At 70.5% G+C, this 15,052-nt stretch carries 16 protein-coding genes; 9 read left to right on the forward strand and 7 right to left on the reverse strand.

The genetic code is table 11. From position 1 onward, the window contains the following. Positions 1–65 precede the first annotated feature (65 nt). The 4 genes from FH608_RS38835 to FH608_RS38850 all read left to right on the forward strand — a co-directional run bounded on the left by FH608_RS38835 (position 66) and on the right by FH608_RS38850 (position 4,146). Positions 66–815, forward strand: a complete 750-nt coding sequence (locus FH608_RS38835; RefSeq protein WP_139635399.1) for a 3-hydroxybutyrate dehydrogenase — start codon at positions 66–68, stop codon at positions 813–815. 152 nt (positions 816–967) lie between these two features. Then, positions 968–2,218, forward strand: coding sequence for a lipase/acyltransferase domain-containing protein (locus tag FH608_RS38840; protein WP_226900281.1), 1,251 nt, complete (start codon positions 968–970; stop codon positions 2,216–2,218). 62 nt (positions 2,219–2,280) lie between these two features. Further along, positions 2,281–2,883 (forward strand): NUDIX domain-containing protein, encoded by a 603-nt coding sequence (locus FH608_RS38845; protein ID WP_139635401.1) that lies wholly within the window; start codon positions 2,281–2,283, stop codon positions 2,881–2,883. 327 nt (positions 2,884–3,210) lie between these two features. Beyond that, positions 3,211–4,146, forward strand: coding sequence for a magnesium transporter CorA family protein (locus tag FH608_RS38850; RefSeq protein ID WP_139635402.1), 936 nt, complete (start codon positions 3,211–3,213; stop codon positions 4,144–4,146). Between the two features lie 43 nt (positions 4,147–4,189). Here the strand turns inward: FH608_RS38850 and FH608_RS38855 are convergent, their stop codons facing one another. Then, on the reverse strand, positions 4,190–4,804 hold the full coding sequence (locus FH608_RS38855; RefSeq protein ID WP_139635403.1) for a TetR/AcrR family transcriptional regulator: 615 nt from the start codon (positions 4,802–4,804) through the stop codon (positions 4,190–4,192). Positions 4,805–4,854: 50 nt separating this feature from the next. On the opposite strand from FH608_RS38855, the gene FH608_RS38860 reads away from it, so the two are divergent. Continuing rightward, the gene (locus tag FH608_RS38860) at positions 4,855–5,805 is read left to right on the forward strand and encodes an NADP-dependent oxidoreductase (RefSeq protein WP_139635404.1); all 951 of its coding nucleotides are present in this window, start codon (positions 4,855–4,857) and stop codon (positions 5,803–5,805) included. Positions 5,806–5,892: 87 nt separating this feature from the next. On the opposite strand, the gene FH608_RS38865 is transcribed toward FH608_RS38860, so the two are convergent. Genes FH608_RS38865 through FH608_RS38875 form a run of 3 tightly spaced genes read right to left on the reverse strand, consistent with a single transcriptional unit; the run spans position 5,893 to position 9,099 of the window. Then, positions 5,893–7,584 (reverse strand): tetratricopeptide repeat protein, encoded by a 1,692-nt coding sequence (locus FH608_RS38865; protein ID WP_139635405.1) that lies wholly within the window; start codon positions 7,582–7,584, stop codon positions 5,893–5,895. Beyond that, positions 7,581–8,711 carry a S1 family peptidase gene (locus tag FH608_RS38870; protein ID WP_193318867.1) on the reverse strand — a complete coding sequence of 377 codons (1,131 nt, stop codon included), beginning with the start codon at positions 8,709–8,711 and terminating at the stop codon, positions 7,581–7,583. The genes FH608_RS38865 and FH608_RS38870 overlap by 4 nt, the downstream gene beginning before the upstream one ends. Then, a complete protein-coding gene (locus tag FH608_RS38875) occupies positions 8,695–9,099 on the reverse strand; it encodes a CU044_2847 family protein (RefSeq protein WP_139635407.1) in 405 nt (134 codons plus the stop codon). The genes FH608_RS38870 and FH608_RS38875 overlap by 17 nt, the downstream gene beginning before the upstream one ends. 279 nt (positions 9,100–9,378) lie before the next feature. Between FH608_RS38875 and FH608_RS38880 the strand changes: the two genes are divergently transcribed. Beyond that, positions 9,379–9,564, forward strand: a complete 186-nt coding sequence (locus tag FH608_RS38880) for a hypothetical protein (protein WP_226900282.1) — start codon at positions 9,379–9,381, stop codon at positions 9,562–9,564. Between the two features lie 77 nt (positions 9,565–9,641). Here FH608_RS38880 and FH608_RS38885 read toward each other — a convergent pair whose 3' ends face one another. Next, the gene (locus FH608_RS38885; protein ID WP_139635408.1) at positions 9,642–10,163 is read right to left on the reverse strand and encodes a hypothetical protein; all 522 of its coding nucleotides are present in this window, start codon (positions 10,161–10,163) and stop codon (positions 9,642–9,644) included. Positions 10,164–10,292: 129 nt separating this feature from the next. Then, positions 10,293–11,243, reverse strand: a complete 951-nt coding sequence (locus tag FH608_RS38890) for an NADP-dependent oxidoreductase (protein WP_139635409.1) — start codon at positions 11,241–11,243, stop codon at positions 10,293–10,295. 21 nt (positions 11,244–11,264) lie between these two features. On the opposite strand from FH608_RS38890, the gene FH608_RS38895 reads away from it, so the two are divergent. Then, on the forward strand, positions 11,265–11,528 hold the full coding sequence (locus FH608_RS38895; RefSeq protein ID WP_226900283.1) for an SbtR family transcriptional regulator: 264 nt from the start codon (positions 11,265–11,267) through the stop codon (positions 11,526–11,528). Positions 11,529–11,911: 383 nt separating this feature from the next. Here FH608_RS38895 and FH608_RS38900 read toward each other — a convergent pair whose 3' ends face one another. After that, on the reverse strand, positions 11,912–12,931 hold the full coding sequence (locus FH608_RS38900) for a hydroxyacid dehydrogenase (RefSeq protein ID WP_226900284.1): 1,020 nt from the start codon (positions 12,929–12,931) through the stop codon (positions 11,912–11,914). A 234-nt stretch (positions 12,932–13,165) separates the two neighbouring features. Between FH608_RS38900 and FH608_RS38905 the strand changes: the two genes are divergently transcribed. Further along, entirely contained in the window at positions 13,166–14,146 is a 981-nt protein-coding gene (locus FH608_RS38905; RefSeq protein WP_139635410.1) for an ABC transporter permease, read from the forward strand. Then, positions 14,143–15,027 (forward strand): carbohydrate ABC transporter permease, encoded by an 885-nt coding sequence (locus tag FH608_RS38910; protein WP_139635411.1) that lies wholly within the window; start codon positions 14,143–14,145, stop codon positions 15,025–15,027. The genes FH608_RS38905 and FH608_RS38910 overlap by 4 nt, the downstream gene beginning before the upstream one ends. The last annotated feature ends 25 nt before the right edge of the window (positions 15,028–15,052 follow it).

Consider the following 15,052-nt stretch of genomic DNA (forward strand, 5'->3'; position numbering starts at 1 on the left):
GCCTCCGCGCGATGTGCCGGGAGAGCCGGGGCTGCTGTCGTAGCGCGACCTGGAGAGGAAAGTCGATGAGCAAGACCCTGGAGGGCCGGCGCGCCCTGGTGACCGGCGGCGCCGGCGGCATCGGTGCCGCCGTGGCGCGCGAGCTCGCCGCACGCGGGGCGCACGTCACGGTGGCCGACATCTCGGCCGACGGCGCCCGGGCGGTGGCCGGCGAGATCGGCGGCGAGGCGTGGGCGGTCGACCTGAGCGACACGAAGGCCCTCGACGACCTGACGCTGGACGTCGACGTGCTGGTGAACAACGCGGGGATCCAGCGCGTCAGCCCCATCGAGGAGTTCGACCCGGACGCGTTCCGTACGATCCACTCCATCATGCTCGTGGCGCCGTTCCTCCTGATCCGGGCCGCCCTGCCGGGGATGTATGCCAGGGGGTGGGGACGCGTGGTCAACATCTCCTCGGTGCACGGGCTGGTCGCGTCCCCGTTCAAGTCCGCGTACGTCTCGGCGAAGCACGGGCTGGAGGGCCTGTCGAAGGTGACGGCGCTGGAAGGCGGCGCCCACGGCGTCACCAGCGTGTGCGTCAACCCGGGATACGTCCGCACCCCGCTCGTCGAGAAGCAGATCGCCGATCAGGCGAAGGTGCACGGAATCGCCGAGGACGAGGTGGTCTCGCAGGTGATGCTCAAGGAATCGGCGGTCAAGCGGCTCGTGGAACCGGCCGAGGTGGCCTCCCTCGTGGGGTGGCTCACCGGCCCGGACGGCGCCATGGTGTCAGGTGCCTCGTGGACGATCGACGGCGGATGGAGCGCGAAGTGACCGCGGGTTCGCGGTCCGCCAGACTGAAGTGCGCCGGCCGATAGCGGCTTCACGCCCTTCTGACCAGCAGGTATCACCGAACGTGATCGTGGGTAACGACTGCTTGGAACATCGGGTGGCTGAGAGGGATGGCCATGTTCGACGGTCGTTGGATGCACGGTGTGCTGGCTGCGCTGGTCCCGCTGGTACCACTGGGCCTGACCGCGGGCCGGCCGGGCCCGCCCAGGTCTCCGGCGCGGGAGAAACCCCCGGTCGTGCTGTTTCCCGCGTTTCATTTCACCAAGCTCCAGGTGACCGTACGCGACCAGACCACCGCGCCGGGCTGCCCGCGCTCCGGCACCTTCCAGGACTGGTTCCGCAACGACCGGCCGAGCAGGTTCAGCCAGGTCTGCCGGGACCGGCTGCTCACCCTGCGCTACCGCGACGATCCGTCGCTGCCGATGCCGCGGCGCTTCGCCGAGCAACCGGGCGTCACCGTCAGAATCCTGGACTACGGCCGCACGGACAGCGCTCCGTACTACGAGGCTCTCTACCGCAGGCTGGAGACCGCCGGGTACGTCCGTGACCGTGACATCCGGGTCGCCGGCTACGACGCCCGGCTCACCCCCGACATGGGCGGCTTCCTCGAGCGCACCCGCCGGCTCATCGAGGACACCTACCGCGACAACGGCGGGCGGCCGGTGCACCTGGTCGGCCACTCCAACGGGCCGCTGTACGCCCAGTACCTGCTCACCCACACCAGCCCGGCATGGCGAGCCCGCTACATCCACGGCTTCACCCCGATCGCGGGCAACATGCCGGGGCAGGGGCTGATGTACTCCCTGATGTTCACCGGGCAGAACATCCAGGATTTCGGCTACCCCACGACGAGGCAGAACGCGCGGAGCAGCGCGCGGATGTACCAGAGCGCCCCCTCGACCTACATGAGCGCGGCCGACCCGGCGGTCTTCGGCGACCGTGAGGTCGTCATCCGCGACTCCTCAACCGGCCGCTCCTACACGCCTCGCGACTATCGGCGCCTGTTCGCCGACGCGGGGCTGCGGACGGCCGGGAAGATCGCCGCGTACTACATCGGGTTCGTCCGGTTCGCCGATCCGAAGTCGTTCCCCGACGTGGACGTCTACGGGGAGAAGGGGTCCGGCCTGCCCACGGTCGTCGGAGCCCGGCTGGCGAACCTGTCGACCGGCCAGATCGCCGACCCCGCGAGTTTCCTGCGGCGCGACGGCGACGGCAACCAGGAGGACATCACCAACAACGCCATCCTGGCCTGGCGGGCCATGCGCTGCCACCACTTCAGCCTGACGGACAATCCCGGCGTGGACCACGGCGCGCTGCCCAACGATCCCGCCCTGCTCGACCGCCTGGTCACCGTCCTGGGCCGGCCGCGCACCCGCTGCCCGTAGCCTGCTCCCGCGTGGGTCTCCGGGGGTGATGTCGCCGACCGGCTCCTTGGCAGGATGAGGACGTGATTGCCATTGATGCCGCAGGCGTTCCTGACCGGCCTCTCCGTGCTCGGCTGGCCGAGTCGCTGGAGGGCATTGCCCCCTGGGACGAGCAGGAGCGCGCGCACCTCGCCACGGCAGCGGAGTGGATCGCGAGCGGCGCTCCGCTGTATCGGACGCGGAAGCCCGATGTTCCGCCGATGCACCTGGTCAGCTACTTCGTCGCTCTCGACGACGCGCGCGCGGAGCTTCTGCTCGTCGCCCACCGCGGAGCCGGCCTGTGGCTTCCCACCGGCGGCCATGTCGAGCCGATGGAGGACCCGTGGGACACGGTCATGCGCGAGTGCGAAGAGGAGCTGCACACCGAGGCCGTCCCGTCGGCGGTCTCCGGGAGAAGCCCGTTCTTCCTGACCGTCACCCGAACGCGCGGGCACGGACCGCACGTCGACGTGTCGCTGTGGTACGTCCTGCGGTCCGAGGCAGGCGACATCACCTCCTTCGACGAGGACGAGTTCGAAGCGATCAAGTGGCTGCCGCTGCGACAGGTCCTCGCTGAGCCCGGGAACACGCTGGACCCGCACATGCACCGGTTCACCGGCAAACTCATGGCCGCCCTCGCCCGGTAGGCCGTCCGCTTCCCGCCGGCCGGGCGTGGACGACGGCCAGCGCTGCGGGGACCGTGCCGGCCGGTGCGGCGGCGCCTGATACGCGGCGGGTCGATGGGGTACGAGCCGTCCGGAGGGTGTGACCGGCCCCATCACCCGCCCGCCGCGGCACGGCGAGAGGAAGGCTCAGGATGACCAGTGAGCGGATCGCTGATATCTGGGGCGTCCGGACGCCGTATCCGGCGGGAGGCGCATGGCCGGCACGGGTCGACCGGTTCGCCGCCCCGCAAACCCTGCTCGTCGTACCATGACCCTGCGCGCCGCGACGACCCGAACGGGGTGATCGACATGGAGATCCTCCAGGCCGTCGACGTCGAGCGGATGCGGGACCTGCGTGCGCGCGGGGAGTACTTCTGGCTGGACCTCCTCGACCCGAGCGCCCCCGACCTCGACACGGTCCGCGAGTTCGTCACGATCCATCCCCTGGCGCATCAGGACACGCTCGAGTTCGGCCAGCGCGCCAAGCTCGACGGGTACCCCGACAGCGCGCTGCTGGTCTTCTACGGCGCCGAGCCGCACTCCCGGGGCCGTCCGCGCCTCGTCGAGGTCCACCTGCACATCTGCGCCGAGGCGCTTGTCACCGTGTCCCGAGAGCCGCTCACCGCCCTCGCCAAGGCACGCCACCGCCTCGCCGCCTCCCCGTCGGCGCACGGCGGCACCGCGGTCTACCAGGTGCTCGACGCGTCCGCCGACAGCTTCCTGGACTCACTGGACGGATTCGACGACACGATCGACCACCTGCAGGAAGCGCTCGTCCAGCACGCCACGACCGCTCACCGCCAGCACATCTTCCGTCTGCGGCGCCAGCTCGCCGAAATGCACCAGGTGGCCGTCCCCCAGCGCGACCTGCTCGCCTCCAGCGACGACCTCATCGACGTGATCCCCGGCCTGGAACGCGACCGCGCCCGCGAGAAGTTCCGCACTGTCCACAATCATCTCGTGCTGGCCACGGGACTCATCGACTCCTACCGGGAGCAGCTCGGGGGCCTGCTCGACCTCTACCTCACCGAGGTGTCCAACCGCCTCAACGTGATCATGAAACGCCTGACGCTGATCGCCACCGTGTTCCTGCCGCTGAGCTTCCTCACGGGATTCTTCGGCATGAACTTCGCCTGGCTCATCCGGCAGATCGCGCCGACGTGGACGTTCTTCGTCTTCGGCATCGCCCTCCTCATCGCGTCCGCGGTGGCGGTCGCTCTGTACCTCGGACGTACCGACCGCTGAGATCGTGGGCGGCTCTGTTCGCCGGGAGAGCGCCACCGAGGCGCTACTGGACGACGGGCAGCAGCCGGACCGCCGGCGGAAGCGGCGCGGGGTGGGGACCGGCACGGAACGACTGGATCATCAGCGCCGCGAACCGGCGGGACGCGGCCACGCGCAGCTCGGGCGACTCGGCGCGGATGCCGTCGTTCGCCATCATCGTCAGGATGAAATCCTCCAGGACGAAGTCCGCCCGCAGGTCGCCCGCCTCCTTCGCGCGCCGGACGAGCTGGAGCAGCAGCCGGATCGCACGGTCGCGGTCCGCGGTGAAGTAGGGCAGCCGCGAGGTGAACGCGCCGGACAGACCCCGGTCGATGGCGTGCGCCTCCACCAGCTTCTCGATCACCAGGCAGAACCCGCGCCACGGGTCGGCCTGCGCCAGCCCTTCCTCGACCACCGCCGAGCACAGGGCCGTAGGGTCGGCGAAGACCTCGGTGAGCAGCGCCTCCTTGGTCGGGAAGTGCCGGTAGACGGTGGCCGCGCCCACCTGCGCGCGCCGGGCGATCTCACGGATCGGCACACCGAGGCCCTCGGCGGCGAAGGCCGCGCGGGCGACCGCGAGGATGCGCGCGCGGTTGTCGCGGGCGTCCGAGCGCAGCTTCTGACTCACTTCGGCCGTCACCGCTCTCACTTCGACTCAACCGGACGGGGTGTTCCGTTACGTTACCGCGCATGAGAGCAGTTCAGTTTTCCGAGTACGGCCCGGCCGGCGTGGTGCACGTCACCGAGGCCGAGGAGCCGCACGCCGGGCCGGGAACGGTCCGCATCGCCGTACGGGCGTCCGGGCTGTCGGCGGGAGAGGCGCACATCCGCTCAGGCGGACTGCGTGACGTGGTGCCGGTGACGTTCCCGTACCGGACCGGGTTCGACGCCGCGGGCGTGGTGGACGAGGTCGGCGACGGCGTCACGGGCGTCGGGGCCGGCGACGAGGTCTTCGGCATGACCGCGGCGGCCGCGCGCGGCGCCAACGCCGATCACGCGGTCCTGGTGGCCTGGGCGCCGAAACCGGCCGCGTGGAGCTGGGAGGAGGCCGGTGGCGCCGCGGGCAGCGTCGAGACGGCCACCCGGGTGCTCGACCGGCTCGCGGTCGGCGCCGGGCACACCGTGCTGGTGCAGGGCGCGGCCGGCGGGGTGGGCACGATCGCCGTGCAGTTCGCGGTCGCCCGTGGCGCCGCCGTCATCGGCACGGCCAGGGAGCACAACCACGACTTCCTGCGCTCGCTCGGCGCGGAGCCGACGACGTACGGGCCGGGGCTGGTCGAACGGGTCCGCGCGCTGGCGCCGGGCGGGGTGGACGCGGTGTTCGACTGCGCCGGAGGGGCGCTGCCCGACCTGATCGCCGTCGCCGGGGACCCGGCGCGCGTGGTGACCATCGCCCCCGACCTCACCGCGGCGACCCTCGGCGTGCACATGTCACACGGTGCGCAGGTCGACGATGCGGCGGCGGGCATCGGCGCCGCCGATCCGCCGGCGGTGCACGGACTCGGCATCGCGGTCGAGCTCGCCGGACAGGGCCGACTGCGGGTGCCGGTCGCGGCGGCGTTCCCGCTCACCGAGGCGGCGGCAGCGCACGAGTTGAGCGAGAGCCGCCACGCCCGCGGGAAGATCGTGCTGGTGAACTGACCGGCCCCGCCACCGTCTCGGCCCCCGGTCAGGCGGACTCCGGAACGCGATCAGGGCGGCGTCGGTGCCCCGGCGGGCGAAGCACGGTCATGGTTCGGGATGGTCGGCGAGCCATTGCTGAGCCGTCTCGGAGTAGACGCCGGGCACCTCCGCGACGGCGCCGAGGAGCTGTCGTGCCTCGTGGATCCTTCCGGACGCCGCGAGAACCATTCCCCGGATGAACATCGAGGCCATGACGATGCCCACCTCGAGGGAGTGGTAACCGAGCATGGCGAATTCATACGCCTGGGCCGGCTCGCCCCGGCGGAGATGGAGATCGGCGAGCACCACTCCCGCGGCCTCGGTCACCGTGCCGTGGTTCCCCCGCGCGAGCTGGGTCAGGTAGGCCATCTGGGTCTCCTGCCTACCGAGCTCGGCTTCGCGGAGCGCCAGGAGGTAGAGGGCTTCGGGGGACCCCTGGTCGCCGCCGGCCCTCGCGCTGAGCAGGAGCTCGTCGTGGTAGAGCTCCGGCATGTCCCTGTGCTGGGCCACGAGCGCGAGCCCGAGGTGCGCCAGGGCCCGGGTGTCGGATCGGCGGGAGTCCAGCGCCTTCCTGAACCACTTCTCCGCCTCCTCGGCGTCGGACGCCAACAGCATCGCGCCGATCCGGCGGGCAGCCGCGAACCCCACCTCCGGCGGGCCGGTGCGTTCGGCACGTCGCAGCGTGGACAGGGCGAGGTCGGGCTCGTCGGCGTCGGCGAGGACCTCGCCTATGCGCAGCAGCCGCTCCGGGTCCTGTTCGGCGCCGAAGTCGCCGCGGGCCCGCTCCTTGCCGAGGGCGCACATCCGCCTGAGCGCGGCGGCGTTCGCCGTGCGCGCCTGCGAGCCGTCGATCCAGTTCAGGAAGATGCCCAGGCTGGAGCGGTGCAGGGATTCGAGCCCCTTGACGTCCGAGCCCGGCAGGTCGATCAGCGCGGCCTGGAGCGCACCGATGCCGTACCCCGTTCTCTCGGCGGCCGCCTCATCGGCCGGCTCGGGCCCGAACATCAGCAGTTGCCGGCGTTCCGTGGCGGCCTCGGCGAGTCGCGGCAACCGGACTCCGGGAACGTCGGCGAGGCTCTCGTCGGCGTCCAGCGGGTTCAGCGGAAGGTGGGAGAGCTGCCGCGAGGTCGCCGCCGCCCGCGCGAAAGCGGCCTCCGCCTCGTCGAGCGAGCCCGCCGCCACGGCGTGCTTGCCGTAGGCGACCCAGTAGTCGGGGCTGCGCACCTCCGCGAGCGGCGCTCGTCGCAGGACGTCGAACGCCTCGCCGGGCCGGTCCTCCCGCGCGTACGCCGCGGCGACCTGCAGCAGGTTCATCACGGCGAGATGGCCGCTCGGAACCTCCGCCATCAGGTGACCGCGAAGGGAGGCGAGTATCCGTCCGCCGAGCGCGATCAGCTCCCTCAGGGCGGGCACGCCCGCGACCACGAAGTACGGGCCGTGCCGGGCCAGGTCACGCGCCTCCGGCGGCATGGCGTCCAGGCAGTTCACCAGCGTTTCGTCGTATTCGTCCATCAACGTGGCGCGGTCTTCGTCGGCCACGAAGAAGAGGGCTTCCGTGGCCGCGTCACGGCAGATCAGGGGCAGCCATCTCCTGGCCCCGCAACCGCACGCCACCGGCCTCCGGGGCAGGTCCGGGTCTTCGAGGAGCCTTCGGGTCTCCCCGCTCGAGTCGGAGGTGTCGAAGAAGACGCGGCCCGACAGCGGCAGCACGTCCCCGCATCCCGGGCAACGGGCCGGGGCCGCCTCGTCGAACGTCATCGCGTCCCCCCCTGGTCCGCCTCCCTGGCGGCGCGGAGCAGCTCGCCCGGGTCGGTGATCGTGAACGCGAGCTCGAAGGGCCGGCTCCGCCAGACCTCCAGATGCGAGCCGCCCGGTTCGCGCCACCGTACATGCAGGGACAGCTGATAGATCCACCCCTCCGCCGCATGGATCTGGAGGCTGTAGCCCTCGGTCTCCTGGGGCTGCAGCATGTGCGCGTGGTCGAGCAACTCGTACACGCCCGGCGACGGATCGATCTCGACCGAGAGGGAGAACTGCTCGGGCAGCCCTTCCGGCAGGTCATGGTGCGGCGCGACGATCCTGCGGCACGAGATCACCTCCAGGCCCATGGAAACCAGCTTGACGAGCGCGCCGCCGGCGTTGGTCACGGTGAACAGGACGCCGGCCGGGCGGCGTGAAGGCGTGCGCTCCCTGATCGCGTCGATGTCGACGATGACCCCGCTGTCATGGGCCTGGCCCGCCGACCGGAGGATGTCGCGCCACTGCGGATCGCTGTCACCGTGCCGGGCGTTGGCCTCCTTGAGGCCCGGCATCACGGCGAAGGCCGCCCTCACGGGGATGCCCCATCCTCCGCCCCGCTCGCCCCGGCTCGTCTTGACGACCCCGGCGACGACGCCGCCGGCCAGGTCGAGCAGCGGCGAGCCGCTCATGCCCGCGACCGCGTCGCCCGACGTCAGCTTCAGCAGCTGCCCGCCCGCGACATCGTGCAGCCCTTCGTACGTGAACGTGCTCGGCTCCTCCGACGGCATCGGTGACAAGGTCGTCGTGTAACCACGCGTGTACAGCCGCTGATCGATGGCGGGAATCCGCTCGTCCAGCACCACGCACGGATGCTCCTCGTAGCCGCCGATCCGCAGCAGGCACAGGTCGGGATAGGGGTAGAAGGCGTCCTCGCCGCCCGCCGCCGGGAACCGGGATTCCACCTCGGCGTCCAGCGCGACACCCAGGTGCCGCACTTCGACGACCTCTCCGATCGGCTCTTCGACGACATGCGCGCACGTGAGGACGGTGCCCGGCGCGACGAGGAAGCCGGTGCCCCCGACTGCGGAGTTGACGAGCACCAGGCGAGGCTTCAGCAGCTGGTCGATGCTACGCGTCAGGCTCACCCGTGACCTCGCCCTCTCCCTCGCCCCCGTCGCTGTCGTCGTCCTCGCCGTCACTGCCCGCCGCACCGCGCACCTGCTTGCCGGGCGCCGTGTCCCAGGTCAACGTGAGCTTGAGGCTCGCCTTGCCGCCGGCCTCCGCCAGCACGCTCGCGACCTTGCCGCTCTTGAGCGCGATCTCGATACCGAACTCCACGCTGACCTGGTCGGGCCGTACCGACTCGACCGCGTCGGCGACCGTTCCGGCGACACCGGCGACGACCTTCTTGAGGTCGTCGGCCGGCAGCTTCCGCAGGACCCGGGTCACGCCGACATCGGACGGGCCTTCGACGCGGACCCGGGCGAGAATGACCTCACCGTCCGGCAGCTCGATGGGGACCACGTTCGACATGCCCGATCACTCCTCTTCCTACGGCGAGGCGTCTCCACGCCCGGAGATCGCCATTTCATCATGATCACTGGACCATGCGCGCCGGCCCGGAACGCCGGGCACCCACAGCGCGCGGAGAGCCGGCGTCCGGGCTCGTTTCGGCCGTTCGAGCTGTACGTCGCATTGCTGCTTCCGGGCCTTGGCCATCAGGCTCTACGTTGGACGAGGAACATGGTGTGCATGTCCGTGCCGGGTTGCCGGATCGTCAGCCCTTCCCCTCACGTCCCCGGGAGAGAAGTCATGCCGAGCAAGAAGATGCCTCCGGGCGCTGGGCTCAGCTTCGGGATCAGTCTCGGTCTTGTCTTCGGCGCCGTCCTCGGGATCGCCTTGGACGACCTCGCCATCGGCATCGCGCTGGGCGTCGCCCTGGGTGTGGCCTTCGGCTCCGCCTTCAGCGTGCGGAAAAAGGACGAAGGCGAATCCTGAGCGGCACTTCGGAGCTCTCCGAGCATGCCGTGGCTGGTGGAGTACGGAAGGACGGCTTGCCGGATCAGGTCTCGTGATCAGGGCACGAGCAAGTTGATCACGATGCCGATGGGAATGGACACGGCCGCGCCCAGCGCGAAGAACATCCACTGCTGACGCCGCTCCGCACGAATGGTGGCCTTCGTCTCGCTGACGAGGATGTGCCGTATCTTCTCCGCCTGGTCCTGGTTGATCTCCAGGAGACGCTGCTGTTCCTCGGCCTGGGCGAGCAGTGCCGCGCCGGCGGCCTGCTGTGCCTCAAGGTCGCGTTGAAGACCCTGCATCTCGGATGCGGCGGTGGCCACGGCCTCGTTCACGCGCTCGACTCTGCGACGAAGCACCTCCTTCGGGTCCTCCTTGGCGTCCGAGAGCGCCTGCTTTCTTCGCTTGCCCTCATAGGACGTGGCGTGGAGGGCAAGGACGGAGCCGATTATCAAACTCGGCACCATGATCAGGGGGCCCGATGAGCGGTCGAGGTATCCCAGGCTGGTGAGGATGACGGTGCCCAGCGGGCCCAGGCCCACGCAGATGAGGGCCGCCGCAAGCCAAAGCGTTCTCACGAGGTCATTACAGCGTCGTCGCTCAGGCTCGTCCCGCTTTCGCCTGATCTGTGACCGAGAGATCGCTGATCTGTGGCTGGGCCCGGACGGTCGCCGGCAGGTTCTACCCCGCGGGCACCGGCACCCGGTTCACGCCGGGCGGCCGGTGAGGAGCAGGAGCTTGCCGTGCGCGTGGCCGCTCCGGCTGATCTCGAGCGCCCTCTCCCATGCGTCGAGGGGGAAGGCCCGGGCGATCGGTACCGTGAACCTGCCGTCGGCGGCCAGCTGCGCGAACTCGGGGAAGGCGCCGAAGCGCTCCTCGTCGGTCCGCATCGCGGGGTCCTCGCGGAAGCTGTCGCGCACGCCGAGCCCTGGTGCTGCGGTGGGGTCGGAGCAGGTCAGGACGCGCATGGGGTCGCCGCCGGCGATCTGGACGAGCCCGGGCAGCGCGCCGCTGGGTGGTGCGGTGTCGAAGACCATGTCGACCGGGGTGGCGCTGATGGCCTTGACCCGGTTGGCCAGGCCGTCACCGTAGCCGATCACCGTGGCTCCGAGGGCGCGCAACTGCCCGGCGTAGGTGTCGCCGGCGGTGGCGATCACCCGCGCTCCGCGGATGAGGGCGATCTGCACGGCCGCGTAGCCGATGGTGGTTCCGGCGCCGTTGACGAGGATCGTGCGGTTCGCGGACAGGCCAAGCCGCGCGAGATGCCAGGAGGCGGTGCTCAGCGCCATGGGGAGCGCGGCGGCCTGCGTGAGGTCCAGGCCTTCGGGGACGGCGAACCAGTGGTCCATGATGGCGCGGTCGGCCGCACCGGCGCTGGACTGGTTGGCGTAGTCGGCGGTGCCGAACACGAGGTCACCCGGCTCGACGTCCGTGACGCCCTCGCCGACGGCCTCGACCGTGCCCGAGACGTCGCACCCGATGCCCCGGGGCAGCTTCCCCGGGAAGAGGCCCCGGCACAATGCCCAGTCGGCCGGTGCCAGCCCGCAGGCATGGACGGTGACGCGGATACGGCCGGGCCCCGGTGCCGGCACGGGCGCGGTCTCCAGGCGCAGGACGGCAGCGGGCTCGCCGTACTCATGGAAGCGCACGGTCCGCATGGTCTCGATCGTGGAGTCGCCATGATCGACGCGGGCAAGATCCCTCACACCGAGACCCGCGAGGAGCTCCTCGCGGCGATCACCGCCATCCTCGACGCCGGCAGCGCCGCCGGCGACCTGCGTGACGACGTCAGCGCCGAGGACATCGCCGCCGGCCTCATCGGCATCTTCACCGTCGCCGGCAGGCCTGAGCAGCACGCCCAGGCCGCGCGACTCCTGAACCTCCTCATGGACGGCCTCAGAGTCCAAAGGCCGCAGCAGGCCCTGAGCCGAGCAGCGCCATAAGTCCTCGCTGCCCCCGGTGCCGCCGTCCGAGCTGGAACCGCATCGGCGGGCCATCGTCACCGGAGGACGCATGACGGCGGCCTCGGGTACGGCAGGCCCGGGAAGCGGGCGCGGCCTGCGGTGCCCGCGTCCGCCGCTGGGGGAGGTCGTCGCAGGCGGCGACGACGGCGTGCCAGGCGCCGCCGTCGCGGGTCGGTCAACCACGGCCAACGCCGCCTTCTTGAAGGCGTTGCGGCAAGAGCACGGCCCCGCCTCGCCGTGAACAGGTGGCGAAGGCGGGGCCGGATGCTTGATCCGAAGAGCGGGGCGGCGGTCTTCCCGGCCGTCAGGTCACTCGACCATGACCTGATGGAGGGCCTTGGCCGGCCCGGCGGCTCAGGACACTAGGCGGTGTAAGGGAGCTGCTCGAACAGCACCTGGCCGCGCAGTGGGTGCCCGGCCACGAAGCGCTCGATCTCGGTGACCGCGAACTCGCCGAGCTCGCGCAGCTCGCGTCCCTGAGCCCCGGCGAGGTGCGGGGTGATGAGCACGTTGGGCAGGCCGAGGAGCGGGTGTCCGGGCGGCAGCGGTTCGGGGTCGGTGACGTCGAGGACGGCCGAGATGCGCCCGGAGACGCATTCCTCGGTGAGCGCCTCGGTGTCGACCAGGGAGCCGCGGGCGGTGTTGATCAGCAGGGTCCGGTCGGGCAGGAGACCGAGGCGGCGCCGGTCGAGCAGGTGATGGGTCTCCGTGAGCGCGGGCGCGTGGACGGTGACCAGGTCGCTGCGCCGGCACAGCTCGTCGACGTCCACGAGTTCGGCCCCCAGCAGTGCCGCCTCGCCGGGGGTGAGCGTGGGGTCGTACAGCAGGACGCGTACGTCGAAGGCCCGCAGGCGGTGCAGGACGAGGCGGCCGACGCGGGATGCGCCGATGACCCCGACGGTGCAGTCGTGCAGCCCCGTGTCCGGGCCCGGCCGCCACATGGCCGGGTCGCGGCCGTCGGCGTAGTGGCGTGCCCGGCTGAAGGCCCGCTTGGCGCCGAGCACGAGCGCGGCGACGGTGTAGTCGGCGACGGGCACGGCGTTGGCTTGCGCCGCCGACGATACGACGATCCCCCGCTCGAAGACGACCGGATCGACGATGCTCTTGACCGTGCCGGCGGCGTGCACGACCGCCCGCAGGCCGGGCGCGGTGGCCAGTACGGAGGCGTCGATGCGCGGGCAGCCCCACCCGGTGATCAGGATCTCCGCCCGGCCCAGGGCCGTGGCCGCGTCGGAGCCGTCGAAGGAGGCGTCGAAGGAGGTGAGCGTCATCCTGCTGTCGGCGTCCACCACCCGGTGCAGGCGGAGGAGGACGTCGGGCGGGAAGACGCCGGTGAAGGCCCAGGGCGCGATTGCGAAGACCGCGATGGGTCGCCGTGGCACGGAGTGGTCTCCTTCGTTGGAGGGGGAGGCGTGCGAGCCAAGAGACGTAAACGGTTTCTACCAATGACATCACTTTAGGCCACCGAAATGAAGAGCAGGTTCATGACGCCCTGTCCAACAGGGGGTTTCGCCGTGCGGAGCCCTTGACGCTGGTGTGTAAGCGTTTTATCTTTCGTGAACGCCGTGTTACGGCGACCTTCGTCGGCGCCGCGAGAGAGGGCCCAGAACGTGATCATGACGCGCGCCCGCGCCACCCCGGACGCCGGGACCGGTGGTTCCGTCGGGACGCCGGACGCGCCTCGACCACCGAACCGGGTTAGGGAGCGATTCCGCGCCAGCCGGGTGCTGTGGCTGCTCGCGCTCCCCGGCCTGGCGTACTTCCTGTTCTTCCACTACGGGGCGCTGTTCGGGAACGTACTGGCGTTCATGAACTACGTTCCGTTCCTCGGGATCTCAGGCAGCGAGTGGGTGGGCCTGGCGCACTTCGAGCGCATGCTGACCGATCCGGAGTTCTGGAACGCGGTGACGAACACCCTCGTCATCGCGCTGTTGCAGCTCGTCTTCTTCTTCCCGGCCCCGCTGGCGCTGGCGCTGCTGCTGCACAGCATCGTGGGCGACACGGTCAGGAAGTTCGTGCAGAGCGTGGTCTACCTGCCGCACTTCCTGTCGTGGGTGATCGTGCTGGCGCTGTTCCAGCAGATGCTGGGCGGCGCGGGCGTGGTGAACGGCTGGCTGTCCGACCTCGGCGCGAGCCCGCTGGCGATCATCGGCAATCCCGACGTGTACGGGCCGCTGGTGGTCGCGCAGCTCATCTGGAAGGAATGCGGCTGGGCCACGATCATCTTCCTCGCCGCGCTGTCACAGGTGGACGAGCAGCAGTACGAGGCCGCCGCGATCGACGGGGCGAGCTGGGGCCGCCGGCTCTGGCACGTGACGCTGCCCGCGATCCGGCCCGTGATCGTGCTGCTGCTGGTGCTGCGGCTGGGGGAGTTCCTGTCGATCGGGTTCGAGCAGTTCTTCCTGCAGCGCCAGTCGGTCGGCCCGGAGACCGGCGAGGTGCTGGAGACGTTCGTCTATTTCACCGGCTTCGCCGGCGGAGACTTCGGTTACGCCGCCGCCGTGGGGCTGTTCAAGGGCGTGATCGGCATCGTCCTCATCTACACCGCCAACAAGGTCGCGCACCGCCTCGGCGAGCAGGGGGTCTACAAGTCATGAGCAGCAGCGCACCCGCATGGATGGGACGGCCGGGTCCGGCCGTCCGGGCCGCCAAGGCGATCGCGCTCACCGTGGTCGTGATCCTGGTGCTCTTCCCGCTGTGGACGGTGCTGGCGACCAGCCTGGCCGGCCCGCAGGAGGTCATCTCCAACGGCGGCTGGGTCGTCTGGCCGAGGCTGTTGTCGTTCGATGCCTACGCCGACATCCTCGAAGGCGGCATCATCACCCGCGCCCTGGTCGTCAGCGGCGGGGTCACCCTGGTCGGCACCGCGCTCAGCCTCGTCTGCACGATCGCCCTGGCGTACACGCTGAGCAGGCCCGACGTCTACGGCGGCAAGCCGATGCTGCTGCTGGTGCTGTTCACCTTCTTGTTCCCGCCCGGCATGGTGCCGCTCTTCCTGGTGGTGCACAGCGCGGGCCTGGTCGACAACTACGCGGCGCTGATCCTGCCGTTCCTGATCAACGTGTTCAACCTCGTCGTGATGCGGGGCTTCTTCCAGTCGATCCCGAAGGAGCTGATCGAGGCCGCCCGCATGGACGGCGCCGGCGAGCTGACGGTGCTGCGCAAGGTCGTGCTGCCGCTGTCCAAGGCGGTGATCGCGGTGATCGGCCTGTTCTATGCCGTCGCGTACTGGAATCGGTTCTTCGAGGCGATCATCTACTTCAACGACCAGACCATGTGGCCGATCGGCACCGTGCTCCGGCAGTACGTCACCGGCGGCGCGTCCCTCTCGGAGGCATCCGGCGAGCTGGCCGCCACCTCGCCGCAGTCCGTGCAGATGGCCGTGGTCATCCTCGCCACGCTCCCGATCGTGGTCGTCTACCCCTTCCTGCAGCGCTATTTCGCCAAGGGCGTGCTGACCGGCGCACTCAAGGCCTGAACCACCCCCGTCAAAAGGAACCTCG

Origin of the sequence: Nonomuraea phyllanthi, from assembly GCF_006334985.2 — a bacterium.
Taxonomy (GTDB): Bacteria; Actinomycetota; Actinomycetes; order Streptosporangiales; family Streptosporangiaceae; genus Nonomuraea; species Nonomuraea phyllanthi.

What these genes read in the sequence shown, in the direction of transcription:
- FH608_RS38840 (WP_226900281.1), top strand. Translation starts at nt 968, where the DNA reads ATGCACGGTGTGCTGGCTGCGCTGGTCCCGCTGGTACCACTGGGCCTG.
- FH608_RS38905 (WP_139635410.1), top strand. Translation starts at nt 13,166, where the DNA reads ATGACGCGCGCCCGCGCCACCCCGGACGCCGGGACCGGTGGTTCCGTC.
- FH608_RS38835 (WP_139635399.1), top strand. Translation starts at nt 66, where the DNA reads ATGAGCAAGACCCTGGAGGGCCGGCGCGCCCTGGTGACCGGCGGCGCC.
- FH608_RS38890 (WP_139635409.1), bottom strand. Translation starts at nt 11,243, where the DNA reads ATGCGGACCGTGCGCTTCCATGAGTACGGCGAGCCCGCTGCCGTCCTG.
- FH608_RS38860 (WP_139635404.1), top strand. Translation starts at nt 4,855, where the DNA reads ATGAGAGCAGTTCAGTTTTCCGAGTACGGCCCGGCCGGCGTGGTGCAC.
- FH608_RS38880 (WP_226900282.1), top strand. Translation starts at nt 9,379, where the DNA reads ATGCCGAGCAAGAAGATGCCTCCGGGCGCTGGGCTCAGCTTCGGGATC.
- FH608_RS38865 (WP_139635405.1), bottom strand. Translation starts at nt 7,584, where the DNA reads ATGACGTTCGACGAGGCGGCCCCGGCCCGTTGCCCGGGATGCGGGGAC.
- FH608_RS38875 (WP_139635407.1), bottom strand. Translation starts at nt 9,099, where the DNA reads ATGTCGAACGTGGTCCCCATCGAGCTGCCGGACGGTGAGGTCATTCTC.
- FH608_RS38895 (WP_226900283.1), top strand. Translation starts at nt 11,265, where the DNA reads ATGATCGACGCGGGCAAGATCCCTCACACCGAGACCCGCGAGGAGCTC.
- FH608_RS38850 (WP_139635402.1), top strand. Translation starts at nt 3,211, where the DNA reads ATGGAGATCCTCCAGGCCGTCGACGTCGAGCGGATGCGGGACCTGCGT.
- FH608_RS38910 (WP_139635411.1), top strand. Translation starts at nt 14,143, where the DNA reads ATGAGCAGCAGCGCACCCGCATGGATGGGACGGCCGGGTCCGGCCGTC.